The sequence below is a fragment of the Enterobacter sp. TMH.L2 genome (genome assembly GCF_050847315.1).
Taxonomy (GTDB): domain Bacteria; phylum Pseudomonadota; class Gammaproteobacteria; order Enterobacterales; family Enterobacteriaceae; genus Cedecea.
Genome location: NZ_CP193791.1, coordinates 1,304,727 through 1,330,620 on the forward strand (window position 1 = coordinate 1,304,727; position 25,894 = coordinate 1,330,620).

The 25,894-nt window shown below is 54.7% G+C and carries 26 protein-coding genes and 1 tRNA gene; 16 read left to right on the forward strand and 11 right to left on the reverse strand.

Annotation, left to right across the window (positions count from 1 at the left end; genetic code table 11):
• Nucleotides 1-105 precede the first annotated feature (105 nt).
• Nucleotides 106-1,071, forward strand: coding sequence for a glucokinase (gene glk / locus ACREYP_RS06285; protein WP_336819294.1), 966 nt, complete (start codon nucleotides 106-108; stop codon nucleotides 1,069-1,071).
• A 44-nt stretch (nucleotides 1,072-1,115) separates the two neighbouring features.
• Here glk and ACREYP_RS06290 read toward each other — a convergent pair whose 3' ends face one another.
• The 3 genes from ACREYP_RS06290 to ACREYP_RS06300 form a co-directional block, all read right to left on the reverse strand.
• Nucleotides 1,116-1,847, reverse strand: a complete 732-nt coding sequence (locus tag ACREYP_RS06290; protein WP_008459626.1) for a LytR/AlgR family response regulator transcription factor — start codon at nucleotides 1,845-1,847, stop codon at nucleotides 1,116-1,118.
• Entirely contained in the window at nucleotides 1,844-3,547 is a 1,704-nt protein-coding gene (locus tag ACREYP_RS06295) for a sensor histidine kinase (protein WP_034809573.1), read from the reverse strand. The genes ACREYP_RS06290 and ACREYP_RS06295 overlap by 4 nt, the downstream gene beginning before the upstream one ends.
• A gap of 233 nt (nucleotides 3,548-3,780) precedes the next feature.
• A complete protein-coding gene (locus ACREYP_RS06300; protein WP_336819293.1) occupies nucleotides 3,781-5,022 on the reverse strand; it encodes a DUF1479 domain-containing protein in 1,242 nt (413 codons plus the stop codon).
• 241 nt (nucleotides 5,023-5,263) lie between these two features.
• Between ACREYP_RS06300 and alaC the strand changes: the two genes are divergently transcribed.
• Nucleotides 5,264-6,502, forward strand: a complete 1,239-nt coding sequence (gene alaC, locus ACREYP_RS06305) for an alanine transaminase (RefSeq protein WP_008459632.1) — start codon at nucleotides 5,264-5,266, stop codon at nucleotides 6,500-6,502.
• Nucleotides 6,503-6,561: 59 nt separating this feature from the next.
• Here alaC and ypdK read toward each other — a convergent pair whose 3' ends face one another.
• Complete coding sequence (gene ypdK / locus ACREYP_RS06310; RefSeq protein WP_034809579.1) at nucleotides 6,562-6,663, reverse strand: membrane protein YpdK; 102 nt, start codon at nucleotides 6,661-6,663, stop codon at nucleotides 6,562-6,564.
• A gap of 303 nt (nucleotides 6,664-6,966) precedes the next feature.
• Between ypdK and ACREYP_RS06315 the strand changes: the two genes are divergently transcribed.
• The 4 genes from ACREYP_RS06315 (at nucleotide 6,967) to ACREYP_RS06330 (ending at nucleotide 11,408) form a co-directional block, all read left to right on the forward strand.
• Nucleotides 6,967-7,317, forward strand: coding sequence for a cupin domain-containing protein (locus ACREYP_RS06315; RefSeq protein ID WP_336819291.1), 351 nt, complete (start codon nucleotides 6,967-6,969; stop codon nucleotides 7,315-7,317).
• Between the two features lie 106 nt (nucleotides 7,318-7,423).
• On the forward strand, nucleotides 7,424-8,923 hold the full coding sequence (locus ACREYP_RS06320; RefSeq protein ID WP_008459635.1) for an MDR family MFS transporter: 1,500 nt from the start codon (nucleotides 7,424-7,426) through the stop codon (nucleotides 8,921-8,923).
• A gap of 2 nt (nucleotides 8,924-8,925) precedes the next feature.
• Nucleotides 8,926-9,690 carry a LamB/YcsF family protein gene (locus ACREYP_RS06325; protein WP_008459636.1) on the forward strand — a complete coding sequence of 255 codons (765 nt, stop codon included), beginning with the start codon at nucleotides 8,926-8,928 and terminating at the stop codon, nucleotides 9,688-9,690.
• 236 nt (nucleotides 9,691-9,926) lie between these two features.
• Complete coding sequence (locus ACREYP_RS06330; protein WP_336819290.1) at nucleotides 9,927-11,408, forward strand: APC family permease; 1,482 nt, start codon at nucleotides 9,927-9,929, stop codon at nucleotides 11,406-11,408.
• Between the two features lie 56 nt (nucleotides 11,409-11,464).
• Here the strand turns inward: ACREYP_RS06330 and ACREYP_RS06335 are convergent, their stop codons facing one another.
• Both ACREYP_RS06335 and ACREYP_RS06340 read right to left on the reverse strand, forming a co-directional pair.
• Entirely contained in the window at nucleotides 11,465-12,172 is a 708-nt protein-coding gene (locus tag ACREYP_RS06335; protein WP_336819289.1) for a cache domain-containing protein, read from the reverse strand.
• Between the two features lie 27 nt (nucleotides 12,173-12,199).
• The gene (locus ACREYP_RS06340; protein WP_166872048.1) at nucleotides 12,200-12,919 is read right to left on the reverse strand and encodes a FadR/GntR family transcriptional regulator; all 720 of its coding nucleotides are present in this window, start codon (nucleotides 12,917-12,919) and stop codon (nucleotides 12,200-12,202) included.
• A 236-nt stretch (nucleotides 12,920-13,155) separates the two neighbouring features.
• Between ACREYP_RS06340 and ACREYP_RS06345 the strand changes: the two genes are divergently transcribed.
• The 5 genes from ACREYP_RS06345 (at nucleotide 13,156) to ACREYP_RS06365 (ending at nucleotide 19,276) form a co-directional block, all read left to right on the forward strand.
• Entirely contained in the window at nucleotides 13,156-14,583 is a 1,428-nt protein-coding gene (locus tag ACREYP_RS06345; protein ID WP_498881196.1) for a gamma-aminobutyraldehyde dehydrogenase, read from the forward strand.
• Nucleotides 14,584-14,594: 11 nt separating this feature from the next.
• Nucleotides 14,595-15,068, forward strand: coding sequence for an ester cyclase (locus ACREYP_RS06350; protein ID WP_008459641.1), 474 nt, complete (start codon nucleotides 14,595-14,597; stop codon nucleotides 15,066-15,068).
• A 279-nt stretch (nucleotides 15,069-15,347) separates the two neighbouring features.
• Nucleotides 15,348-17,252, forward strand: a complete 1,905-nt coding sequence (locus ACREYP_RS06355) for an NAD(P)-binding protein (protein ID WP_336819287.1) — start codon at nucleotides 15,348-15,350, stop codon at nucleotides 17,250-17,252.
• A gap of 7 nt (nucleotides 17,253-17,259) precedes the next feature.
• Nucleotides 17,260-18,462, forward strand: a complete 1,203-nt coding sequence (locus ACREYP_RS06360) for a cytochrome c (RefSeq protein ID WP_336983440.1) — start codon at nucleotides 17,260-17,262, stop codon at nucleotides 18,460-18,462.
• A 115-nt stretch (nucleotides 18,463-18,577) separates the two neighbouring features.
• On the forward strand, nucleotides 18,578-19,276 hold the full coding sequence (locus tag ACREYP_RS06365; RefSeq protein WP_008459644.1) for an RluA family pseudouridine synthase: 699 nt from the start codon (nucleotides 18,578-18,580) through the stop codon (nucleotides 19,274-19,276).
• 24 nt (nucleotides 19,277-19,300) lie between these two features.
• On the opposite strand, the gene ACREYP_RS06370 is transcribed toward ACREYP_RS06365, so the two are convergent.
• Together ACREYP_RS06370 and gstA are read right to left on the reverse strand one after the other, a co-directional pair.
• Complete coding sequence (locus ACREYP_RS06370; RefSeq protein WP_008459646.1) at nucleotides 19,301-19,546, reverse strand: DUF2543 family protein; 246 nt, start codon at nucleotides 19,544-19,546, stop codon at nucleotides 19,301-19,303.
• 61 nt (nucleotides 19,547-19,607) lie between these two features.
• Nucleotides 19,608-20,213, reverse strand: coding sequence for a glutathione transferase GstA (gene gstA, locus ACREYP_RS06375; RefSeq protein WP_336819285.1), 606 nt, complete (start codon nucleotides 20,211-20,213; stop codon nucleotides 19,608-19,610).
• A 129-nt stretch (nucleotides 20,214-20,342) separates the two neighbouring features.
• Here gstA and ACREYP_RS06380 point away from each other — a divergent pair, with 129 nt between their 5' ends.
• Complete coding sequence (locus ACREYP_RS06380; RefSeq protein ID WP_498881197.1) at nucleotides 20,343-21,218, forward strand: LysR family transcriptional regulator; 876 nt, start codon at nucleotides 20,343-20,345, stop codon at nucleotides 21,216-21,218.
• A gap of 19 nt (nucleotides 21,219-21,237) precedes the next feature.
• Here ACREYP_RS06380 and ACREYP_RS06385 read toward each other — a convergent pair whose 3' ends face one another.
• Complete coding sequence (locus ACREYP_RS06385; RefSeq protein ID WP_336819283.1) at nucleotides 21,238-22,170, reverse strand: LysR family transcriptional regulator; 933 nt, start codon at nucleotides 22,168-22,170, stop codon at nucleotides 21,238-21,240.
• Nucleotides 22,171-22,262: 92 nt separating this feature from the next.
• Between ACREYP_RS06385 and ACREYP_RS06390 the strand changes: the two genes are divergently transcribed.
• The 4 genes from ACREYP_RS06390 to ACREYP_RS06405 all read left to right on the forward strand — a co-directional run bounded on the left by ACREYP_RS06390 (nucleotide 22,263) and on the right by ACREYP_RS06405 (nucleotide 25,079).
• Nucleotides 22,263-22,739, forward strand: a complete 477-nt coding sequence (locus tag ACREYP_RS06390; protein WP_166872092.1) for a GNAT family N-acetyltransferase — start codon at nucleotides 22,263-22,265, stop codon at nucleotides 22,737-22,739.
• A 238-nt stretch (nucleotides 22,740-22,977) separates the two neighbouring features.
• Nucleotides 22,978-23,205: a hypothetical protein gene (locus ACREYP_RS06395; protein WP_336819282.1), complete on the forward strand. Its 228-nt coding sequence runs from the start codon at nucleotides 22,978-22,980 to the stop codon at nucleotides 23,203-23,205.
• Nucleotides 23,206-23,327: 122 nt separating this feature from the next.
• On the forward strand, nucleotides 23,328-24,377 hold the full coding sequence (locus tag ACREYP_RS06400) for an NAD(P)/FAD-dependent oxidoreductase (RefSeq protein ID WP_336819281.1): 1,050 nt from the start codon (nucleotides 23,328-23,330) through the stop codon (nucleotides 24,375-24,377).
• A gap of 258 nt (nucleotides 24,378-24,635) precedes the next feature.
• Nucleotides 24,636-25,079, forward strand: a complete 444-nt coding sequence (locus tag ACREYP_RS06405; RefSeq protein ID WP_336819280.1) for an NUDIX hydrolase — start codon at nucleotides 24,636-24,638, stop codon at nucleotides 25,077-25,079.
• A 44-nt stretch (nucleotides 25,080-25,123) separates the two neighbouring features.
• On the opposite strand, the gene ACREYP_RS06410 is transcribed toward ACREYP_RS06405, so the two are convergent.
• Together ACREYP_RS06410 and ACREYP_RS06415 are read right to left on the reverse strand one after the other, a co-directional pair.
• Nucleotides 25,124-25,663 (reverse strand): DUF2058 domain-containing protein, encoded by a 540-nt coding sequence (locus tag ACREYP_RS06410; protein WP_166862509.1) that lies wholly within the window; start codon nucleotides 25,661-25,663, stop codon nucleotides 25,124-25,126.
• Between the two features lie 156 nt (nucleotides 25,664-25,819).
• Nucleotides 25,820-25,894, reverse strand: a tRNA-Arg gene (locus ACREYP_RS06415).

Sequence of the window (25,894 nt, forward strand, 5' to 3'; positions counted from 1 at the left end):
GGTTCAACAATCGCGCCGCACCTGGATGATGGTCGTTGTTGTTTCGGCTGGCTAATTTTACAGTGTTGCCAGAACTTATTCTGACTTTAGCGGAGCTGTTTGAGAATGACAAAATATGCTTTGGTGGGAGATGTCGGCGGCACCAATGCACGTCTGGCGCTATGCGATTTGAGCACGGGTGATATTTCACAGGCAAAGACTTACTCCGGCCTTGATTTTCCAAGCCTGGAAGCGGTGATTCAGCACTACCTCAAAGAACATAACATCAGCGTGCAGTCAGGTTGCGTGGCGATTGCCTGCCCGATAAACGGGGACTGGGTGGAAATGACCAACCACACCTGGGCATTTTCCACCGCCGAAATGAAGCAAAACCTGGGCTTCGATCATCTGGAAATTATCAACGACTTTACCGGCGTTTCCATGGCCATCCCGGCGCTGAAAAAAGAGCATCTGATTCAGTTCGGCGGTGGCGAGCCTGTGGCAGGCAAACCGGTGGTGGTGTACGGTGCGGGCACCGGGCTGGGCGTTTCTCACCTGGTGCACGTCGACAAACGCTGGATCAGCCTGCCGGGCGAAGGCGGCCACTCAGATTTCGCGGCGAACAGCGAAGAAGAGGGCATTATCCTGGAGCAGCTGCGCAATGAACTTGGGCACGTCTCCAACGAGCGCATTCTCTCCGGGCCAGGTCTGCTGAATCTCTACCGCGCCATCGTTAAGGCCGATGGCCGTGAGCCGGAAAACTACCAGCCGAAGGACATCACCGAAAAAGCCGTGGACGATACCTGCACCGACTGCCGCCGCGCGCTGTCGCTGTTCTGCGTGATCCTGGGGCGTTTCGGCGGCAACCTGGCCCTGAACATGAGTACGTTTGGCGGCGTGTATATCGCCGGCGGTATCGTGCCGCGCTTCCTGGAGTTCTTTAAGGCTTCGGGCTTCCGCGGCGGGTTTGAAGACAAAGGCCGCTTCAAAGCGTTCGTGAAGGATATTCCCGTTTATCTCATCGTGCACGATCAGCCTGGGCTGCTGGGCGCCGGGGCACACCTGCGTCAGACGCTGGGTCACGTCCTGTAATACCGCGCGGGCGCACTGCGATTGCGCCCGCCAGTTTCCCTTCTCTACAGGCGCATTAGCTGCCGGAACTCTTTCACCTTACTGCGGCTCACCGGCACCTGAAAATCGAGATCTCGCAGGCGAAGAATATAGGTATTGTTAAACCACGGCTCTATTTCACGGATTTTGCTCAGGTTCACCACATAAGAGCGGTGGCAGCGGAAGAAATGGCTCTCCGGCAGGCGGCTGCAGAATTCGGTGAGGTTCATCGGCATGACGTAAGACTCACGGCGCGTATAGACGAAGGTCATCTTCTCGTGAGCTTCCGCGTAGTAAATATCGTTGATGTCGGTGACGATAATTCGCTCGTCTTTGATCAGGTTAATCGTCGTGGCGTCGCGGTTTTCATGGCTGGCGGCAGGCTGAGAGGTTTGCTGCTGATAAGCCACCTCTAGTTTTTGCAGCATGCCAATAATGCGTGACTCCTGATACGGCTTCAGAATGTAGTCAAACGCTTCCAGCTCAAAAGCTTCCACCGCATGCTCTTTCCAGGCAGTAATAAACACGATGAACGGCCTGTGGGCAAATTTGCTGATGTTCTGCGCCAGCAGCACGCCGTCCAGCGACGGAATATTGATGTCGAGGAAAATGGCGTCCACTTCATGATGCTGCAAATACTTCAGCACATCCATACCATCGTCGAAAGAGGCGACAATCTCCATGTCGCTGTGGTTTTTGATAAGCCAGCTCAGCTCCTGCTGCGCCAGAAACTCATCCTCTACGATAATGACCTTCATGCTTCTCTCCCTTCCAGTGGGCGCGGCGCGGCGGTGGGGACATAGCGCGGCACGTAAAAGGCGATTTCGGTCCCCGGCTCCAGGCGGCGGATGATCAGCCCTTCGCCGTAGAGCAACTGCACTCGGTGATGCACGTTCAGCAGGCCAATTTTATTCCCCGGCATTTCGTTATTCTCCACGCGCTCGACCACTTTAGGATCGATCCCGTGGCCGGTATCGCGCACGGCAATGCGCACCCGGTTGCCGCTCTCTTCAATGCTTATCGTCACCACACCCTTACCTTTACAGGGCTGAATGCCGTGCACAATGGCATTTTCCACCAGAGGCTGGATAAGCAGGCTGGGAATGCGGCAGTTGACCTCTTCATCAATGTTATAAATCACCGTCAGCTTGTCGCCAAAGCGCGCCTGCTCAATGGCAATGTAATCCTTGATTTGATACAGCTCCTTGCGGATATCAATTTGCTCGTCGTCGTTCAGCTCGATGTTATAGCGCAGGTAGCGTGACAGGTTGACGATAAGCTGGCGGGCAGTGTCCGGGTTCATACGGATTGAGGAGGATATCGCATTCAGCGCATTGAACAGGAAATGCGGGTTTATCTTGCTTTGCAGCGCCCGGAGTTCGGCTTTGTTGGCCATTTCGCGCAGCTGCTCCGCGCGGGAAACCTCAAGCTGGGTAGAAATAATCTGCGACAGGCCAACCGCCATTTCCTGCAGCGTGGAGGTGATCTGGTGGGCATGGCGGTAATAGATTTTCAGGGTGCCGGTCACCACGCCTTTTTCCCACAGCGGGATGATGATTAAGGAGTGAATTTCCGGCGTTCGCCAGGCTTCGTCATCGTTGCGAATGATGATGCGCCCCTCTTTCAGTGCCTGACGGGTGCGCGGGCTGAAAGCCTGGTCGTTCTCGTGATAGTTATTTTCCCCCAGCCCGACGTAGGCCAGCACTTTTTCGGTATCGGTAATGGCCACCGCATCCGCATCGATATCGTGGCGAATAATCTGGCAAACCTGGCGTAGCGACTCGCTGTTAACCTTGCGGAACAGCGGCAGCGTTTTGTTGGCGATATCCAGCGCCAGCTTGGCCTGGCGGGCGGCGCTGGCCTCTTTCTCGCCCTCGACGCTTTGCACCAGCAGGATAATAAAGCCGATTGACACCGAGCCGAGGATCATCGGCACGCCGATTTTGGACACGATATCAAGGCCCAGCGCGGTGCTTGGCGCCCAGAGCACCACCAGAATCATGGTCATCGTTTCACAGAGCATGCCGCCGATGATACCGACCCGCCAGTGCTTCTCTTTCGGCACTTTGCGGTTGATCCAGCCGGACATTATCCCGGCCAGGATGCTGGTGATAAAGCAGGGGATAGCGGTGATGCCGCCGATATCAATCAGGTAGCGGTGTGTCCCGGCGATAAGCCCGGTAATAATCCCCACCCAGGGGCCAAACAGGATCCCGCCGGACATCACCGCGATAATACGCACGTTGACCAGCGAGCCTTCAACCGGCACGCCTGACCAGGTACTGAACAACGCAAACATTGAGAAAATAGCGGTGACCGCCAGCAGCTCTTTAGGCGTATGGGCGCTTTTGTGCAGCAATTCGCGGAACAGACGAATTCGAATCAGGAAGAAAAGGCAAATAAGCATCAGCGCCGCGCGATCGAACACCGCCAGCAGCATAGTAAAAATTTCGTGCACGGGTCACTCGCGTGGCTCAGAGGGGAAGCGTCAATGATAAGGAAATTTGGCGGGGGTTTCCAGTTGAGGACACCCCTCACCCCGACCCTCTCCCCAGGGGGGCGAGGGAGAAAATACCAGATCAGAACAGCATGCAGTCTACTCCCTCCCCGCAAAGGGCAGGGAGAAAATAGGTGACGAGGAACATGGTTTATTGCCTCTCCCTTCCAGGGAGAGGGCCTGGGTGAGGATCATTACTTCCCGCCAAGCTGTTCCCGCCCAGCAGGCGTCAAATCCTGCGTGGTCGCACGACCAGCAAAATCCACCTCAAAATCATCGGCGGCGAAATCCGGCGGCGTTTTACCCTCAACAAATGCGTCCCACTGGCGCGGCAGATACCCGGCATTCTTCTCGCACCACGGCGCGGCGGCGATGTACATCACGTTGCTATCGAACTCACCGAGGTGCTCGTTCTCGACGGCATGAATCACATCGCAGTGCCAGAAAACGGTATCGCCCGGCTCCATATCGGGAATTGAGGAAATCCCAGTCTGTAAAAGGGGATGCCACTCTTTGTTAATGGATAATGCTCTGCCTGGCTTAGCTTCGCACAACGATTCCTCTGGTACATCGTCCTGAAGCGCCCGCAGCAGGATCCAGGCCATGGCATTCGCCACCGGCAGCAAATTTAGCGTGCCGCCGTGTTTGCGCTGGGGCGTGAGCGCCGTCCAGCCCTGGAAAGTACGGAACATCGAACAGACCGCAGGGGACGGGAACTCCCTTACTTCCGTTCTGCCTTCGGCGGCAAACGGATCGTAATCTTTCCAGTTACCGGAAAATACGTGGCGGTAAACGTGGCGGAAGTTTTCGTCCAGCCAGCGCTCAACCGATCCGCCGTCAACGTGCGGAGAAAGCCCCAGCGAGCTTGAGCGGGGCGGGCGACGGCGAGTGCGATCCGCGTAAGAAACGACGCGATTTGGATCGAAGTGTTGCCTGCCGTGGCTTTCCGTTTGCCACAGATTATTGAGGAACACCTGCACCGCTTTCATACGCTCATGCTGGCGGGCTTCGGTTTGTGGTTTAGACCAGTAAATGCCGTAAATCTGCGGCTTACTGTCGGCAAGCGTGCCGAAATAGTTGTCTTCCGCCGCATTTTTCAGGCGTTCGACAAAATGATTTCGTGCCAGATAATTGCCGATCTCTTCATTCCAGCCACGAGCTTGTTCCTGCGGGAAAACGCCCCGGATCGTGCAGCAGCCGCGCTGGCGAATCAGCGCTTTTTGTTGCTCGCTCACGCGGCCCTGAAGAATGTCGTCGGCGTCGAGCTGCGGAACAGGGTTCTCGCCGCGCGCCATTTCTTCGCGGATCGTTTCGATTTGCTGGCGAATATTGGCTTCAAGTTCGGTAAACGCCGATTGATAGTGGGGCAGATCGCGGCGCAGCTTTTGTTTTATCTCGCGGATAGCTTTTGGCAGATCGTTAATGTCCAGGTGCATAGGTGACGCCCTCTTTTAGAGAATAAGTTACTGAGTTGTTGCTACCTGGTTAATGTATGCCTGAATTATTAAATGAAATAGTGATGTGTTTCATTCGAAACTTCCCGTTTTGTGTCGCGGAAAAAATATTTTCATTTCCCCCTCGACAGGCGATTTTTATTCAGGCTATTTTCAAAACAGGCCACATCACGTGGCAGCGTCGCTCGGACGGTCCGGGCGCTCACGTTACTCTGAGGAATTTATGGCTGACTCCAGTCCAAAACGTCGTTTTTCGCGTATCGATCGCTTACCCCCTTACGTTTTTAACATCACTGCCGAGCTGAAAATGGCTGCGCGACGCCGCGGCGAAGACATTATTGATTTCAGCATGGGTAACCCGGACGGGGCGACGCCGCCGCACATCGTCGAGAAACTTTGCACCGTGGCCCAGCGTGAAGACACGCACGGGTATTCCACTTCGCGAGGCATTCCTCGTCTGCGCCGCGCCATTTCTCGCTGGTACAAAGATCGCTACGACGTGGATATCGACCCGGAAAGCGAAGCCATTGTGACCATTGGCTCGAAGGAAGGGCTGGCGCACCTGATGCTGGCGACGCTGGATCACGGGGATACCGTTCTGGTGCCGAACCCAAGCTACCCGATTCATATTTACGGGGCGGTGATCGCCGGGGCGCAGGTTCGCTCCGTGCCGCTGGTGGAAGGCGTGGACTTCTTTGCCGAGCTGGAGAGGGCGATTCGCGAAAGTTACCCGAAACCGAAGATGATGATCCTCGGCTTTCCGTCTAACCCAACCGCCCAGTGCGTGGAGCTGGCGTTTTTCGAGAAGGTTGTTGCCCTGGCGAAGCAGTACGACGTGCTGGTGATTCATGATCTGGCCTACGCCGATATTGTCTATGACGGCTGGAAAGCGCCTTCCATTATGGAAGTGCCCGGCGCGCGCGACGTGGCCGTTGAGTTCTTCACGCTGTCAAAAAGCTACAACATGGCGGGCTGGCGGATCGGCTTTATGGTCGGTAACCAGGAACTGGTCAGCGCGCTGGCGCGCATCAAGAGCTACCACGATTACGGCACCTTTACGCCGCTGCAGGTGGCGGCGATTGCTGCCCTTGAAGGCGATCAGCAGTGTGTGCGTGATATCGCAGAGCAATACAAACGCCGTCGGGACGTACTGGTAAAAGGGTTACATGAAGCGGGCTGGATGGTGGAGTGCCCGAAAGCGTCCATGTACGTCTGGGCAAAAATTCCCGAACACTACGCGGCAATGGGTTCGCTGGAGTTCGCCAAAAAGCTGCTGCAGGAAGCGAAAGTCTGCGTTTCACCGGGGATTGGCTTCGGCGACTACGGTGATACTCACGTTCGCTTCGCGCTGATTGAAAACCGAGATCGTATCCGTCAGGCCGTGCGCGGTATTAAGGCGATGTTCAGGGCTGACGGGCTGCTGCCACCGCTGCCGAAAAACGCGGCGGAAAACGCCGAATAATGAAACGAAAACAGGAGCCCTTTGGCTCCTGTTCTTTTTGCGCTGCTGTTTGTGAAGGCTTATTCAACCATCAGGAAGAAGGTGCCGGCCCACAACACAACAATCACAGAAATACCCATCAGAAAATATTTCACTTCACATCGCTCCGCGCTGACGCGCATCTCAACAGGTACATAATAAGCTGAAGCCGCAAACTGTTTTTAGGGTGCCGCTTCATCTGGTATTCGGAGGTAAAACCTTACCCGGACGGCGCTAATGTACTCCCAAATTAAAAATGAAAACAAGTGTCTCAAAATTGTGACAGTTGTCTGTTTTTTGAACTTTAATTAGGTGTGGGTGATCCCTTATTTACTTCATTAAAAACATTAAGATATATCGCTTTTTTAGTGATATTTCTCGTCTAAAAATAAGTATTTTTGCTTACGCTAAATTTTATTAATTTTTTTCGCTGAACAGGGGGAAAGATGATCGTTTCAAAAGAAAATGCGGAACACTATCTGTGGGGAACAGACTGTGATGGATGGCATCTGTTAAAAGATCCTGCTTTGAGCGTGATTCATGAACGTATGCCGCCGGGGCGGACGGAACAAAGGCACTACCATTCCGTGGCGCAGCAGTTCTTTTTTGTGTTATCCGGGGCATTGACGATGGAGCTGGAAGGAGAGCGCTATGTGGTTCCAGCGGGAAAGGGGATCCCGATTCCGCCGCAGGCAAAACATCAGGCTCGCAATGATTCCGATAACGAGGTTGAATTTCTTGTTATCTCGCAGCCGACGACCCGAGGCGACAGGGTGAATTTGCCAGTAACGGATTAATCGCGCTTTTCAGAGTTTGGATGCAATTCAGGCGGCGGTTAAGCAGGTATCTTTATACTCTCAGCAAATCGCCAGGGCGAACTTATTCCCCTTAATGAAAACGACCATGACAACGACCGAAACTGCTTCATCTGGCTCGCCGCAAACAACCTCCGTCCGCCTGCTGTTCGCGGCGCTTATGCTAGTCATGCTGCTGGCCGCGCTGGATCAAACCATCGTTTCTACGGCTTTGCCGACTATCGTGGGTGAACTGGGCGGCCTGGACAGGCTTTCCTGGGTTGTCACTGCGTATCTACTGGCTTCCACGATAGTCGTGCCGCTCTACGGCAAGTTTGGCGACCTGCTCGGGCGCAAAGTTGTATTGCAAACGGCGATTGTGGTCTTTCTTCTTGGCTCCGCGCTGTGCGGCCTCGCGCAAAATATGACGCAGCTTATTTTAATGCGCGCGCTGCAGGGACTGGGCGGCGGCGGGCTGCTGGTGGTCACCATGGCGGCGGTGGGCGACGTGATCCCGCCCGCCGAACGCGGTAAATATCAGGGGCTTTTTGGCGGTGTTTTCGGCCTGGCGACGGTCATTGGCCCGCTGATTGGCGGTTTTCTGGTTGAACATTTTTCCTGGCGTTGGATTTTCTATATCAACCTGCCGCTGGGGATTTTTGCCCTGCTGGTTATCGGCGCGGTGCTGAAATCCCAGACGGCGCGAATTAGGCATCAAATTGATTTTCTTGGCGCGGGCTACCTGACAATTTCTCTGACCTGCCTGATTTTATTCACCAGCGAAGGCGGCACGGTCATGGCGTGGACTGATCCGCAGCTGTGGTGCATCTTTGCGTTCTTTGTCGTGGCGCTCATTGGCTTTATTTATGAAGAGCGACTGGCGATTGAGCCGATGATCCCGCTGCACCTGTTCCGCAACCGTACTTTTTTATTGAGCTGCCTGATTGGGTTTATTATCGGGATGTCGCTGTTTGGCTCGATGACCTTTTTGCCCCTTTATCTGCAGGTGGTAAAGTTCTCAACGCCGTCCCAGGCGGGGATGCAAATGCTGCCGCTGATGGGTGGACTTATCCTGACCTCAATCATCAGCGGGCGCATTATCAGTAAAATAGGCCGCTACCGCATTTTTCCCATTATCGGAACGCTGTTAAGTTTTATCGCGATGGCGCTGCTCGGTACGCTAAAGCTGGAGACGCCGCTGACCACGCTTTATCTGTACGTTGGTCTTTTAGGGCTGGGACTCGGCATGGTGATGCAGGTATTGGTGCTGGCCGTGCAGAACAGCGTGGAAATAAAACTTATCGGGGTAGCGACCTCAAGCGCGACGCTGTTTCGCTCCATCGGTGGTTCAATTGGCGTGGCTGCGTTTGGCGCGGTTTTTACCTCCGTGCTGCGCAGTAATCTTGAGACGCTGATCCCGGAGGGGACTCAATTGCCGCGCCAGCTTGGTGCGCAGGCGGTACACGAACTGCCCGTAGCGATCCGTAACGATTATCTGCAGGCTTTTGGCTCAGCGATTCATTCCGTGTTTATAATTTCGGCGGGCGTTGTGGTGCTGGGCTTTGTCCTCGCGCTGCTGATGAAAAATGAGCCGCTGCGTAAAGGCTGACTATGAAAAAAAACATCGATTTAAACAGTGATTTAGGTGAAAGCTTCGGGCAGTGGACAATGGGGGATGATGCCGCGATCCTGCAAATTGTCAGCAGTGCCAACGTGGCCTGTGGTTTTCACGCCGGATCGCCTGCGGGCATGCTCGAAACACTTCGCGCCGCAAAAGCTCAGGGCGTTGCCGTGGGCGCGCACGTGGCGTATCCGGATCTCGTCGGGTTTGGCCGGCGCAATATGGATATTGCCAGCGACGAACTGACGGCAGACGTCATTTACCAGATTGGCGCGCTACAGGGGCTGGCACAGGCAGTGGGAACGCGCGTCCGGTATGTGAAACCGCATGGGGCGCTGTATAACACCATCGCGCATGACAAGCGCCAGGCCGAAGCGGTGCTGGATGCCATTCTGGCGTTTGACGCCTCCTTGCCGCTGGTGGTGCTGGCGGGCTCGCCCCTGCTGGCATGGGCGCAGCAAAAAGGGGTGGCGACCGTCAGCGAAGCCTTTGCCGACCGGGCCTATCATGCTGATGGTTCTCTGGTGTCAAGACGTGAACCTGGTGCCGTGTTACACGATGCCGGGCAGGTTGCCGCACGTATGCTGCAGCTGATTACTGAGGGTGGCGTGGAGTCAATCGAAGGCGTATTTACCCCCATCCAGGCCGACTCCATTTGTGTGCACGGCGATAGCGCGGGGGCGCTTGCTATGGCGCAGGCAATCCGCAATCTGTTTATTTCTCAGGAAATTGAGGTGCAGGCTTTTGCCAGATAAACGCGTTTTGCGCTGCAGGCGGAGTGCGGGGTGACCGGCTCTCCGCGAACATTGTGGCTGGCGCTTTTTCCATCTCTGAAATTGCTTTCATTCGCTCTTCTTCTGTCTTTTATTGTTAACAATACAATAACATTATATCTAACAAAATTGTGACAAAGCACAATATACATATAACTTAATATGTTTTATAAAATGTAGCTATTGCCTGCAACTATGCCCCCTAAAGAGAAAGACATATGGAACAGACATCTGCTACAAAAAATACCGATTCCCTGCCGGAGAAGGGCCAGCAGTTCAACCGCTCCATCGGCCTGGTGTCTAACTTTGCGCTCGGTTTTACCTACCTCTCGCCGTTGACCGCCGTGTATTCCCTGTTTGCGCTGGCGATAACCCTCGCCGGGCCGCCAGCCATCTGGTGGATCCTGATTGCCGCCTGCGGGCAGCTGCTGGTTGCCCTGGTGTTTGGCGAGGTGGCTTCGCAGTATCCCATCACCGGCGGGCTATATCCGTGGGCCAGAAGGCTGTGGGGGAAGAAATACGCCTGGATTGCCGCGTGGATTTACCTCTGGGCGCTGGTGGTGACCATTACGTCTATCGTGGAATACACCTCCACCTTCGTCGCCTCGCTTTTTCATTACGGCGATACGCCAATTGCGATGCTGCTCACTTCCGTGGTGCTGCTCACCATCATGATGGGCGTCAACATGTCCGGGACGAAAAACCTGGCGAGGGTCGCCCGCTTCGGCTTCTGGTGCGAAATTATCAGCGTGATTGCGCTCGGCATTTACCTGCTGATTTTCCACCGCAATCAGCCTTTCTCCGTGGTGTTTGACGCCATGGGCGCGCTGGCAAAAGACGGCAGCTACGGCACGGCCTTTATGTCGGCGTCGCTGATGGGGCTGTTTATGTTCTTCGGCTTCGAAGCCTGCGGCAACGTGGCGGAAGAGGTGAAAAACCCGGGGCGTAAGATCCCGGTGGCGATGATCCTCAGTATCGTTTTCGGCGCGATCTCTGCGGTGATCTCCATTCTGGGTTACCTGCTGTCATCCCCGGATCTGATGAACATTGTGAACGGCAAAATAGCCGATCCGATCCCGGCGATTCTGAACGATGCGCTGGGCGAGAAGGGCGCCACGCTGTTTATCGTGATTGCCATTGTGGCGATGCTCTCCTGCATCCTGTCGCTTCAGGCCGCGCTGAGCCGCCTGATCTTCTCGTTCTCCCGCGACAAAATGCTGCCGGGCAGCGAGTGGATGGCGAAGATCTCGAAGCATAGCGTGCCGGACAACGCGATGTTGGTGAGCTGCCTGCTGCCGATGGTGATTTGCGTCTGGGTCTACTTCCAGCCGGATAACCTTGCTCGCATCACCGCGTTTGCCGTGATAGGGATATACGTCTCCTTCCAGATGGTGATTCTGGCCGCGCTGCGCCAGCGCCTTAAGGGCTGGAAGCCTGCGGGAGAATGGACGCTGGGGGCATGGGGCACGCTGGTGAATGTGCTGGCGCTGGCCTACGGTATCGGCGGGATCTGGCTGTTGGCCCAGCCTGCGGACAGCGCAACCTTTATTGACCGCTGGACGGTGCTGATTGGCCTGGCGTTGGTCATCGGCTCGGGGCTGGTTTACATGACGATTGCCAGACCGTTCGGCCATTCTGATGCGCCTGAAAATGACGCCATTGAATACGCCAAACGGCTAAATCTTTCCCGCGAGTATTAATCCAAAGGGCCTTATGGCCCTTTTTTGTATGCATTTATCCACAGTATTAAAGGGTCTTATGACCCTTTTTTAATAAGCTCATATAACGTGCAGTATTCTGTGTTATAGACTTCAGCCGCCTCAGCGGTATTCAGTAATTCACCCACGCGGTATTTAGGATAAGTAGAGAAAATAATCCGCTTATCTAAATTAGTCAGCATGAGTCTGTGGTTATTGAACAGCGGAAGTAATTCTTCCTCGACTTCACTGACCAGCACATCAATTGCCGCCACGCCAATAAAACGCTGGTGCAAATAAACCGGCATCGCAGAGGTTAAGGTATAAGACGTATTACAAACGTAATCGACATAAGGGCCGTGAATATACGCCTGGCCGTTTTCCTGAGCATCTTTAAACCACTCAAAGGTCCTGAAATCCAGCCGCTGCTGGGTGGCCTGATCCAGGTCGAGATTCACCTTTTTCACGCCGTCGGCCTTTTTGTACCACCACTCCAGCATCCAGTACTCTTTCTCTTCCGTGCTGCCTGCAATGTGGCTGGCAAAGCCAGAGCCTGAGCAATAAGGCGTTTCGTTCAGCGTCTCTTTGATGTGTTCCTGGATGGCTCGCTTTACCGCGGGATCCAGCAGCAATTTATGATCGCCGCCGTGAAACGCTGCCAGCGTGGACTCAACCTGCCCGGCAAGCGCAATGGTTGCCTGGATGGTGGTGGTAAGGATGTCGTCAATCTTACGGGTAAAAGGGATGAGGCTTGCAGGTACATTCATGGCGATGCCCGTGTTGTTGTGTCAGTTTTATTTATATTTTAATTTGCTTTCAATGAGATAGAAGGTGAAGGTGTCGATGAGTTGCGTGGCTAATCGCACCGCCTCCTGCTCGTGATGGGTTTCTAGCGCGGCGATCAATTCGGTATAAACATCAATCACTTCCCGATGAATGGCTTCATCACGGTAAAGAATGGCCACCAGTGAAGCCCATTCGGCCTGCAGCAGCAGTTCCTGGTTGGCAAGCCTTGCGGACTGAGAACTGGCGGAAAGTGCCAGCAGGCAGCGCATATCTGCCTGAGTTTTTAGCTCCGGCGTGCTGGCCGATTTCAGTGCGGCAACAAACTCCCGCAGCCGGGTGATATCCGCGCTGGTCATGCGTCTGGAAGCCAGTTTGGCGCTGTGGCTAATTATGGCGCAATGCATTTCGCCGAGGTCAGAAATATAGTCTGAGCTGATGGTCTTAAAAGGGTGGAGCGGCGTCTGAAATTCGCCGCTATTTTCGCAAACAAAGCTGCCGCCATTTCGCCCACGAACGGTGTGGATTAAATTATTCGCCCGCAGAGTATTTAAGGCTTCGCGTATTGTTATGTGGGAAACGCCCATCATTTTGGCAAGGTCGGCTTCATTAGGAAGCTGCTCATTTGCCTCAAGCAAACCAGTAATAATTGCATTTGAAAGCCGCTGCACAATTTGATCGGATCGACTTGCCTGTCCTATAGGTGCGAATATTACTGCGTGAGTAATCATAGTGCTCTCTGATTAAAATTCCCTGAATCAACGGTTATTGATAGCACAGCCCGGGCCTTTAAGAAAGGCATCGACAGGCTACCAGAAACGGCGGTTTTCACCGCTTGCACGGCATTGCAATGTAAAAATATTGTTAAATTGTGGGGTCGATCATGTTGCTTTCAAGCGCAGATTGAAAAGTCGCCACTCAAAAGATATTACATAATATTGTTTATGTTTAATCTGAGGAAAAGGCGATGCAAACCCTGAAGCATTTTATCAACGGGCACTATGTGGCGGGCCAGCCAGCCACATTGTTTGACCTGGTCAGCCCGGTCAACGGCGAGGTTTATGCGCAATCCCCTGACGGCGGCGCGGAAGAAGTTAACCAGGCTTACGCGGCGGCAAAAGCGGCGTTCGCGGTATGGAAACATTCCCTGCCGTCCGAGCGGCAGCGTGCCTTGCTGAAACTTGCCGATGAAATTGAACGTAATGCCGCGCGGATTGTGGAGGTGCAAAGTCAGGAAACGGGGCAGCTTAAACACTTTATCGAGCGCGATGAAATCGCGGCGTCCTGCGACGCTATCCGCTTCTTTGCCGGGGCGGCCCGTTGCCTTGAGGGGAAAGCTTCCGGGGAATATGCCGCCGGGTTTACCTCAACCATTCGCCGTGAACCGCTGGGGATTGTCGGGCAGGTGACGCCGTGGAACTACCCATTCATGATGGCCGTTTGGAAAATCGCTCCGGCGCTTGCGGCGGGCAACACCGTGGTGCTGAAACCGAGCGATACGACGCCTATCAGCACGCTGATTCTGGCCGAAATTGCGGCACCTTTGTTCCCACAAGGCGCATTCAACGTGGTGCTGGGCAAAGCGGGGACGGGCTCGCTGGTGGTATCCAACCCGGAAGCCTCGTTGGTGTCGATCACCGGTTCCGTTCGCGCTGGGCTGCAGGTTGCCGCCTCTGCTGCCGCCAACCTGACCAAAGCGCACCTCGAATTGGGTGGCAAAGCGCCGGTGGTGGTGTTTGCCGATGCGGACATGAACAAAGCGGTCGAGGTGATTACCGCCGCCGGTTTCTCTAATGCCGGGCAGGATTGCACCGCTGCCACGCGTATCATCGTTGAAGCCTCCGCCTACGACGCTTTCCTTGAAAAGCTGATTCAGAAAACCAAATCAATCACCTTCGGCGAGCCGGACGATCGCGAGGCTTTGTATGGCGCCCTCAACAGCTGGAACCAGCTGGAGCAGGTGACGGGCTTTATTGAACGGCTGCCTGCCCATGCAAAAATTGAAACCGGCGGCAAAAAGGGCGCGGGCCCCGGCTACTACTTTGAGCCGACGATCATTTCCGGGCTGAAGCAGCGCGATGAGGCCATCCAGCATGAAGTTTTTGGCCCGGTGATGACTATCCAGTCTTTCAGCAGCGAAGAAGAGGCGCTCAGCAGAGCCAACGACGTGGAATACGGCCTGGCGGCAAGCGTCTGGACCAGCAGCCATAGCCGGGCGCAGCGCTTTAGCACCCGTCTCGATTTCGGCACCGTGTGGATCAACAACCATATCCCGCTTTGCGCGGAAATGCCCCACGGCGGATTTAAAAAGTCCGGCTACGGCAAAGACCTTTCGTCTTACTCCCTAGACGAATACACCCGCCTCAAACACATCATGTGCGATATCACTGAATAAGGATCCCAGCGATGAAAAGAGTTAATGCTGTTGCGCTGTCGCTGTTTTTCTTTTCAACCCTGGCGCTGGCCGAAAGCGCTCCGCTTTCCGTCGTGAAAAATTATATGGCCGCGTGGAATGCCCACCAGGCCGGGCAGGCGGCCCAGTATCTTGCCAGCGATATGGTTTATTACGACGCCGCCGTCGGCACACCGGTTGAAGGGAAAGAAAAAGCCGAGAAAGAGGTGATTGGCGCGTTTATTAAAGCGGTGCCGGACCTGCACTGGCAGATGACCAGCGAGCCGGTTTATAACCACGACACCATCGCTTTCCGCTGGACGTTCACCGGCACCAACAGCGGCGAGTGGGGCGGCAGCCCGGCAACCAACAACCCGATCAAGTTTGAAGGCGTGAGCTTTATCAAAGTCAGCCACGGCAAAATTACCTGGCAGGGCGATTACTACGACTCGAAGAAACTCGACGAAGAGCTCAAACCTCGGCAATAGCCCGCAGCACGCCGCTTACTGGTCGTTACCCGCGGGCGGCGCACCGGCAACCCGTTACCAGAAAAGACACTATAGTTAACAGGCTTATCGCGTAGCGAAGCGGCAGGGAGTTTGTTATCATTTGGTTAACAATATGTCTATACCCTAAATAATTCGAGTTGCAGGAAGGCACCAAGGCCGTGAATCCTCAGGCGCATAGATAACTATGTGACTGATGCAGGTAACGCACATGCAACTTGAAGTATGACGGGTATAAAGGACTGATAAAAAAGGTTATCTATGTCTATTACCCGACGTGACTTTCTTAACGGGATGGCAATTGCAATTGTCTCTGGTTTAACGCCTCTGGAACTGGTGAGGGCAAACGGCAAAGCACCCGGCAGCGCCGTGATAAATGCAGATTACTACCCGCCGGGGCTAACTGGTCTGCGCGGCAACCACCCTGGCTCGTTCGAAATGGCGCACGCCCTTGGGCGCGAGCACGAAAAATTCGACTTCGGTAAGCTGCCGGTAGAAGAAGAGTACGACCTGGTGGTGGTTGGAGGCGGGATCAGCGGCCTGGCGGCAGCCTGCTTCTGGCGCGAAAAAATGGGGAAGGAGGCCAAAATCCTGATCCTCGACAACCATGACGACTTCGGCGGGCACGCCAAGCGCAACCAGTTCAACGTCGGCGGCAAAACGCTGCTGGGCTACGGCGGCAGCGAATCATTCCAGTCGCCGAACAGCAACTTCAGCCCGGTGGTTCACGGCCTGATGGATTCCCTGGGCGTCAGCATCACGCGAATGAAAAGCAGCTTTGACGCTACTTTCTACCCGGACCAGAACCTGAGCCGCGGCGTGTTCTTCGACAAAAAGAACTTCGGTGAAACCAAAATCGTCAGCGGCGACCCGGGTCGCGCGGTGTCGGATGATATTCCGCCGGACAGGCTCAATGGCCGCAGCATCGAAGCCTTTATCAATGACTTCCCGCTGAGCGAGGCAGACCGCAAGGCGCTGCTGGATCTGCACGTCAACCCTGCCGATTACCTGCCGGGCATGACGGTCGAGCAGAAAAGTGAATGGCTGGATGTCCACAGCTATCATGAGTTCCTCGAGCAGAAAGTCGGCTTAAGCAAAATGGCGCTGATGTACTTCCAGCAGCGTACCAACGACTTTTTTGCCATCGGGATTGAAGGCGTGAGCTGCAGCGACGCGCGCGCCTGTGCGCTGCCGGGCATGGAGGCAATGGGGTTGCCGCCGCTGGATGGCGAAGCGCTGGCCGACCTTGAAGAGCCGTACACTTACCACTTCCCGGACGGCAACGCCGGGCTGACGCGCCTGATGGTGCGAAAACTGATTCCTGACGCGCTGCCGGGCAGTACGATGGAAGATTCCGTCACCGCAAGGCTGCACTACGAGCTGCTGGACAGGCCGGAAAACGGTACCCGCATTCGCCTCAACAGCAGCGTGATTAACGCCGCCAATGCCGATAACGGCGTGGTGGTGAGCTATATCAACAATCAGAGCGGCAAGCTGCACCGCGTGAAGAGCCGCAACGCCATTATGGCGGGCTACAACATGATGATCCCGTACATCGTGCCGGAGGCACCGGAGCAGCAGAAAGAAGATCTGCGCCTCAACGTCAAAGCGCCGCTGGTCTACACCAACGTGGTGGTCAACAACTGGCGTGCTTTCAAAAACACCGGCGTGCATGAATTCTATTCCCCGGCAGCGCCGTACAGCCGCGTGAAGCTTGATTACCCGGTCAGCATGGGCGAATACCATCACCCGCAAACGCCGGACGACCCGATGTGTATCCACATGGTGTATGTGCCGACTTATCCGGGCAGCAACATGTCTCCGCGCGAGCAGTTTCGCCGGGGCCGTGCATTCCTGCTCGGTTCTTCCTTTGAAGCCCATGAGCAGATGATCCGCTCTCAGCTGCAGGAGATGCTGGGCCACACTGGCTTTGACCACGAACGCGATATTGCGGCCATCACGGTCAACCGCTGGGCGCACGGCTATGCCTACTATGCTAACGCCCTGAGCGATGACATGGAGAAAATGCCGGAAATTATCAACCGTGCCCGCCAGCCGATAGGCCGCATCACGATTGCTAACTCTGACTCAGACTGGAGCGCTTACGCCCACGCGGCTATCGACCAGGCATGGCGTGCGGTCAACGAACTTGTGGCGATGGGGTAACCAGGAAATGAAACGTATTTTAGCGGCTATCTCGATCCTCTTTTCTGCCAGCGGCTACGCTGCCGTATCGCAAGGTGAGTATGTGGCGCGCGCGTCAGACTGCGTCGCCTGCCACACCGTAGACGGCGGCCAGCCGATGGCCGGAGGCAAAAAGTTTTCTACGCCGGTGGGGGATATCTACTCCACCAACATCACGCCGGACAAAACCCACGGCATTGGCGATTACAGCTACGAAGATTTCGAGAAGGCGGTTCGCCAGGGGATAGCCAAAGATGGTCACGCCCTTTACCCGGCGATGCCTTATCCTTCCTACGCCAAAATGACCGATGAAGACGTGAAGGCGCTGTACGACTACTTTATGAAGGACGTTGCCCCGGCGGCGACCGCCAATAAAGAGAATGATATTCCGCTGCTGCTGTCGGCCCGCTGGCCGCTGCGCGTGTGGAACGGCCTGTTCGTGGATGACGTGAAATCCGGCGGCGTGGTGGTTGAGGCCCGCGGGGATAACGCGGAGAAAATTAAACGTGGTGCTTATCTGGTGCAGGGGCCGGGCCACTGCGGCGCCTGCCATACTCCACGCGGCATGGCGATGCAGGAGAAAGGCTACGATGATTCCAGCCCGGAATTCCTGAGCGGGGCGATGATCGACGGCTGGTATGCGCCTTCCCTGCGCGGCATGAATATGTCCACCCAGGAAGTGAAAGACTTGCTGAGCAAAGGCCGTAGCCAGCATCACGCTATTGCCGGGCCAATGGGGGAAGTGGTCACCCAAAGTACCCAGTACCTGACGGATGCCGACCTGGAAGCTATCGCGCTGTATATCGCCAACTTCAAGCCGCAAAAACCAGCCGCCACGCCGGTGAATGCTGCCGTGGTTTCTCAGCCGTCCGACGGTAAAACCCTCTACATGCGCTACTGCTCAACCTGCCACAGCCCGGACGGGAAGGGGACTGACTTTAACGTGCCGTCGTTGGTGGGCAACTCGGCGGTGATGGCGAAAGATCCGTCCTCGCTTATCCGCGTGATCGCCGACGGGGCGCACACGCCGCAAACCCAGGGCACTATTCCGTTCATGATGCCCGGCTATAAAGGCGTGCTGTCGGACAAAGAGATGACCGATGTGGTGAACTACGTGCGTGGTTCCTGGGGTAACGGTGCGCCTGCGGCAACCGAAGCTGAGGTGAAGAAGATAACCGGCGAGGGCAAATAGTTCAGCCAGATAAGTTTAAACAGGGGCCTTGATGGCCCCTCTTTATCGGGGTTAGATTCGCCTGGCCTCGTGAAATTCGCTATCATCCGGCTCCACTCTCCAGCCGGGCAGCCCAATGTCTACGATTATTGATACGTTTATTGCCCCGCCTTGTTTTGATGAGATAGAAATTCTTTATCAGGACGAGCATCTGGCGTTGATCGATAAACCTTCCGGCTTGCTCAGCCTTTCAGGGAAAAATCCGCAGAATCTTGACTCGGTGCATCATCGGCTGGTGCAGATATTCCCCGGCTGCACGCTGGTGCATCGCCTGGATTTCGGCACCTCCGGGCTGATGGTGATTGCGCTGAATAAGGCGATCAATGCGTTGCTCTGCCAGCAGTTCAGCCAGCGTTCTGTTGCCAAGGTGTATACCGCGCTGCTTTGCGGGCATCTTGAAAAAGAGGAAGGAATGATCGACGCGGCGATTGCCAAAGATCCGGCGCTGTTTCCACTGATGTCGATTTGCGCCGTCAGCGGCAAACCTGCTCGCTCGCGTTACACGGTGATTGAGCGGATTTATCGGGAACTTGAAAATGGTGCTCGGCTGCCGTTAACGAGGGTACAGCTTGCGCCTGAAACCGGGCGGACCCACCAGCTGCGCATCCATGCGCAATATCTTGGCCACCCGATTCTGGGCTGCGATCTGTATGGCGGGCTGGCGTTGTCAGGCACTGAACGAGTGCCGCGGCTGATGCTGCATGCCAGCGAACTGCATTTTGTTCACCCGGTCAGCGGCGAACCGGTGGCTGCCAGATGCGACAGCCCATTCTGACGAGAAAATGTGTTGCGGCAGACATTACTCGTTGCCCCACTGATTCAGAAACTCAGCGATTTCGTCAATGCGCTGTTCGGCAAGGCCAGCCTCAACGGCCATCTCACCCTGCGCTTCCTCGCTGATTTCCTCGTTATTCATTAAGCGGGTAATCAGCAGCTGGAAATAGTGCGCCACGGCATCACGCTCATCCTCGGCAACGGGCTTTGCCGCTTCCGTCGAGTACTCGTCCGCGATGTCGTAATATTTCAGGTCGATTTCGTTGTTCATGGTCATCTCTGGGTTTGTTAGCCTGGCCGCGATAATAGCATTGTTCAGCGGGCAAAAGGGATCAGTGAGTTTCTTCCACACGCAGCGCTTCCTGCACCGCTGGCCGCGCGTTTATCGCCGTCATATAACGGGTAATAGCGGGCCACTGGTTAAGGTCGATTGATAACATTTTGCCCCAGCTCAGGACGGTATAAAGATAGGCGTCAGCCACGCTAAAAGTGGAGCCGGTCAGGTACACAGTTTTCGAGAGCGCATCCTGAACAAAATCGAGCCGCTTGAAGAATTTTTCACGGAAGATGGTTTTAACCTCTTCCGGCAGCGAGGCGTTGAACAGCGGGGCAGACGCAGTATGAAGCTCGCTGGTGATGAAGTTCAGCCATTCCTGCAATCTCACCCGCGCCCAGCTTCCTGCCAGAGGCGCTAGCCCTTTTTCCGGCTGGAGATCGGCCAGGTACTGCACGATAGCCGTGCCTTCCGTAAGGATCTCCCCGTTGTCCAGCTCCAGCGCGGCAACATAGCCTTTGGGCGTGACGGTGAAAAAGTCTCGCCCGTCGGCGGTGATCTTAGTTTTGTTATCCACTTTGATGAGTTCGAATTCCAGCTCTAATTCACGCAGGACAATGTGGGGCGAGAGCGAACAAGCTTTTGGGGCGTAATACAGTTTCATGGCATCTCCAACAAATTAAAAACAGCTGTACAGCGCGCGACCCGGCGCCTGGATGCACTATGATTTAGCCCGCCACCTCTGTAAAATTAATCATTCATTAAATAACTATTAGTTGAGATACTGATAACGATGATGAACCTTTTGCACTGGCGATTGCTGGTCGCGGTGGCCGATGCCCGCAACATTTCCCGTGCGGCGGAGGAGGTGGGCATGACTCAGTCAGGCGCCAGCCAGGCCATCGCGCAGCTGGAAGCTTCCCTGGGGTTCCCGGTTTTTACCCGCGAGCGCAGGAACATTGGCGTTACCGCGCTGGGGGAGCAGGTTATCGCTCATGCCAGGAGTATGCAGCTGCATCTCGAGGCGATCCGCTCGCTGACCGAGTCGTGTCGGGACTTAAGCGGGAGCCGTATTCGCCTCGGCAGCTTCCCGTCGGTGACATCGACGCTGCTGCCTGGCCTGCTGCGTGACTTCAGGCGTTTGCATCCCGGCATTGAGGTCGTGGTACTCGAAGGCATTGATGAAGAAGTCGAGCAGTGGATTGCCGCAGATACTGTCGAACTGGGTGTGGTGATGAACCCCGCTCCCGGCCGGGCTGACGTTATTCTCGGGCAGGATGCCTGGATGGCGGTGTTGCCTGCCAGCCACGCCATGGCGCGTGGGGCCAGATCCCGGGGAATAACCCTTGAAGCGTTGGCGGGGCAGCCCTTCGTGCTGGCGACTGGAGGCTGTGTGGTAAACGGCGGCAGTTTAATGGCAGAGGCCGGTTTGCGCTTGTCTGACGTACGCGTCACGGTCCGGGACTGGGTCAGCGCCTGTATGCTGGTGCGTGAAGACATGGGTGTGGCGATAGTGCCTGCGTCCACGTTGCCTGAAGATATGCGCGGCCTGTGCGTGGTGCCGCTGACGCCGGGGCTTCATCGCGAGTTTGGCCTGGTGTGTTCTTCGGCAGGAAAAACATCCCCGGCGGTTCAGGCCCTGGTAACCCGACTGCGTAAAGCGGGATGAGCTAAACGCCGAACAGCTTTCACTGCCCGGTGTTTATCTCCTTCGCCAGCGTTTGCAGCCTCGATTTCAGCCAGTTGGTCGCGCTCCGCTTCCCGCTTCGTTTGTGTGAATAAATTTTTATTTCAAACGGACGTATTTCGAACGGTAATGAAAAAATCTTTATATTCGTGGCTGGCATCAGTTTTTCAGCGGCAAAGCGCGGCAGCGCCATTAGCAGATTGCTTTCTGCCACAATAAACGGCGCGCTAAGCATAGATGGCGTCTTGATGGCTATTTGCCGCGTGTAACCCATTTGCTCAAGCTGCCTGTCCAACACACCTTGCTTCTCATTCCACGGCGTGACAACGATGTGCCTTGCGGCGAGATAATCCTCAAATGTCAGCCGTGTCCGGCTTGGGTGACTGATGACGACATACTCATCTGTAAACCAGCTAATTTCTTCCAGCTCCGGATGCCGGATATCTTCTGAGGTACTGAACCCCAGCGCCAAATCCACTTCGCCCGCCAGAAGCTCCGTCAGTGCCGGTGTATGAGGCAAGTAAAGTAACTCGAAGCTCAGGCCGGGCGCTTCATGCTGCAGTTTGTGCATCAGGGCAGGGAAAATGCAAAAAGCGGTAAAATCCGTAATCGCTATCTGCAGGCGCTCTGTCGTCCGGGATGCGTCAAACTCCGGCTGCTGAGTCAGCTCTTGATCCAGGTATTTCAACGTCGAAGCAATAGAAGGGGCGAGCTGCGTGGCATACACGCTCGGACACATCCGGTGCCCTTCCCGGTAAAACAGCGGGTCATTGAGCGAGGCTCTCAGTCTCGACAGCGCGTGGCTAAGCGCCGAGGTGCTCATCGCCAGTTCATCGGCCGCCAGGCGGACGGAACGATGGCGATAAATCGCGTCAAAAACAGGCAAAAGGTTTAAATCGAGACGCCTTAAGGTTGGATGCATAATATTCATCATCTGGTGATTTCATTGCACTTAATTCGCCTGACAATAACCTTTATGCTTGGGGCCAGCAACGTTAACGCCATCCAGAAATAACAGGAAAACCAATGAGTATGACGATTCGTCAGGCCCGCCCGGAAGACGCTCAGGCTATTTACGACATGATCTATGAGCTGGCCGTGTATGAAAAAGCCCCCCAGGAAGTGATCACCACGCCAGAGGAGATCCGGGCGACGCTGTTTGACGCAGGCAGTAAAACTGAAGCGTTGATCTGCGAGACAGAAGGCAAAATTATCGGTTACGCCGTTTTCTTCACCAGCTACTCGACCTGGCTTGGGAGGAACGGTATCTACATGGAGGATTTATACATCTCTCCTGAGTATCGCGGCAGGGGAGCGGGAAGGTCGTTACTGAAATATATCGCGCAGTGCGCGGTGCAGCGGCAGTGTGGCCGCCTGGAATGGTCTGTCCTGGACTGGAACCAGCCCGCGATTGATTTTTATCTGAGCATTGGGGCGTTGCCGCAATCGGAATGGGTTCGTTACCGGTTGGATGGTGAAGCATTATTGAAATTTGCCGAATAAAAACAGCATGATATTAAAACTCCTGCTGCGGCGGGATTTACGCAGCTGACAGCGCTTATTTGCAGAAATGTGATGGGTTGTTTTTATAGTAAGTAATTGATATTGATTAAATTAATAGGCCTGGTGCAGGGCTGGGCGTTTAGACATAAATATGCACACTTTATTTAAGTCGTGGCATCTGGTGTTCAAAATCTGCCCACGTTAGAGTGATGGTCTGGTTTTTAGCCTGGGTGACAAAATGAAAGTATTAAGTATCGTCGGTGCAACGCTGTTAGCGACCTCATTCCATGCCTCGGCATTCGTTTCTAATTCCTCGGTTCACCCTGAACAGACGGCGAATGTGAACAATAGCGCCGCCGATGGGCATGCGATTCCCTCCGAAGCCAACTACGACATCACCAAAATCATCCCGATTGCGGGCTGCAACTGCGCTTTTTGCACCGCTTTACGCAGCGCGAATCTTTAATCTGCTGTTGTTTTCAGGCCCGGTTTATCTCGAGGATAACGGGCCGCAATTCTGGTAGCTTGCCCGTACCCCCTAAATTTCGCATCATGGCCTGAATTACTTACCCCCAGGAGAAGGCCGGCGTGGTCGGAAGCAAAAAAAGAATAGTTGTAGTGGGAGCCGGGATCGTCGGGACTTCAATCGCATGGCATTTGGCCCGTCTTGAATTTGACGTCACTCTGATTGAACAAAATGAGCCTGCCTCCGGGGCGACAGGCAGCGCGTTTGGCTGGCTGACCGGTGCGGTCAGTGATGATGCGGCGGATGTGTTTCTCCGGCGAGCCGCATTTGCCGACTGGCGCAGACTGCAGGCCCAAATCCCTGACCTGCAGATTAGCTGGAGTGGTTCGTTGAAATACGACTCAGCCCCTCAGGTCTGCTTACCGGGCGAACGCCGGGTCGACAGGTCTGAAATAGCCAGCCTTGAACCTGCGATGGTATGTCCTCCCCCGGAAGCCCGCTATGCAGCAAAAGACGGAACCGTGGATGCCGCCGAGGCGACGCGTGCCATACTGGAACACGCCTGTAGGATGGGCGTCGTCCTGCACAAGCAAACGACCGTGACGGCTATCTCCACCACCGAAGGTAAGGTCACAGGCGTTCAGACCAGCCAGGGGCAATGGGAGGCGGATTGTGTGGTGCTGGCCTGCGGAGCAGGTATTCCCGCGCTGGCTCAGCGGATGGGGACTCACGTCCCCGTTGTGACATCCCCCGCTATATTGCTGCGGTTTGCCGTCCCTCAACGGGTAGTCAACACGCTCATCGCCGGGAACGAGATAGAAGTCAGGCATGCCCACAACGGAGATCTCCTGGCCGCCGAGGATTATCCGGAAAACGGCCTGGTGACAGAAACCGTGAGCGCCGCTCAGGCCTCAGTCAGAAATCATCTCCGGGGGGCAGAATCGGCCTCTTTGATGCATTACTCTGTGGGAGAGCGCCCTGTGCCTCAGGATGGGCATCCAGTGCTTGGTTTTACTGACGAGAGCCGGGGAGTGTATGTCGCTGTTATGCATCCGGCGGTGACCTGCGCGGCGACAATAGGACGACTGGTTGCTGAAGAAATACGCGACGGCAGGCGTGAAGAGATTCCCGCAAGCTATCGTCCTGCTCGCTTCAAACATAAGGTTTTGTAGTCAATTTTAAAACGACCGGGTGCGGATCTGCCTCTTTGATTCCGTCCGGCAGTGCTTTCCCCCGCTTTAGCAGAAAGAAGTATTCAGTCAGCAGACCGCCGTAACAGTAAAATCACTGGATATAAAAATATGTAAGGGCGGGGGAACGGGATGATTTCCGGCTAACTGCCTCATTTCTGATATTATATTGCCGTAAATCTATGCACGATTCTAAGTCCACTTTCAAATAATGATGAATAACCTGTATCAGGGGGTTTTGTGCGTTTTCGACCATCCTCTCGCTGGATAGTTATTTCCCCAGAAAATCATGTCTTGCTGTTTAATTTCTGCCATACAGAGGATGCTTTGCGTGGAAAATCATACTGGGCAACGCCGGGCGGAGGGCTTGAACACGGTGAATCATATGAACAGGCCGCTTTGCGAGAACTCTTTGAGGAAACGGGGTTAACAAGAATCACGGCAGGGCAGCAGGTAGCAGCCAGAAACTTCGAAATGATGCTGCCCAGCGGTGAAACGGTTCTTGCGGCAGAGCGTTTCTTTACCCTTCATGTGGATAAATCAGATATTGACCGTGCGAGGTGGACTGACAACGAAAAGAAAGTCATTCGGGAGCACCGCTGGTGGACAACGGAAGAACTCAGACAGACCAGTGAAATAATCTTCCCGCTTGATTTGATCCTCAATATGATTGAAAAAAATTAACCAGGCGGCCCGGCAAAACCAGGCTGCCTTAACTCAATGAATCGTTACCACATCAAATCATCAGGCACCACGAAGTCCGCATACGGATCGTCTTCGTCTTTGTCTTCCGGAGCCAGGTCGCTGCTCAGCACGATAAAGCTGGCATCGCGCTGTTTAATTTTATCGGCAACGCCTGCGGGAATAATGGCGTATTCGCCTTCAGGATTTTTATCTGAAATCAGGCGGGCGATGGCCAGGCGGCCTTTAATCAGCTGAGTCTGGGTTACTTTATCGACGTAGACTTTTTTAATTAAGTTATTGTCCGTGAAGTTATAGCCGATATCACCCTTCGAAATAACAATGCGGTTCATTTCGATCAGCTGCTTGATCTGCGCTTTATATTCTTTGGCTAAAGTGGCCTGCTTTTGCTGTTCGCTGAGTTCTTTATCGCGCTCAACCTGAGCCTGTTTGTTAGCTTCCACGGCTTCTCGCGCTTCACGAGCCTGCACGCGTGATTTCTTCGCGGTGCGCTGCACTTTAGCCACTTTTTTGCTGCTGACCAGGCCTGCTTTGAGCATCTGCTCTTGTAACGTAAGTTTTGTCATGTTCTTTTCGACGGCTGAGGGATCGTTGCAGGGATTATATCCTTAATGCTTCCGGTGATTCCATGCTGTGGATATGCAAAGCTCACCGCATTGATAGCAGAAGGTATTTTTAATGACGAGTCTGAAAGAAAGACAGAGCAGAAAGGTGAAATCTAATGGCGTTCCCTGCAGGAATCGAACCTGCAACTAGCCCTTAGGAGGGGCTCGTTATATCCATTTAACTAAGGGAAC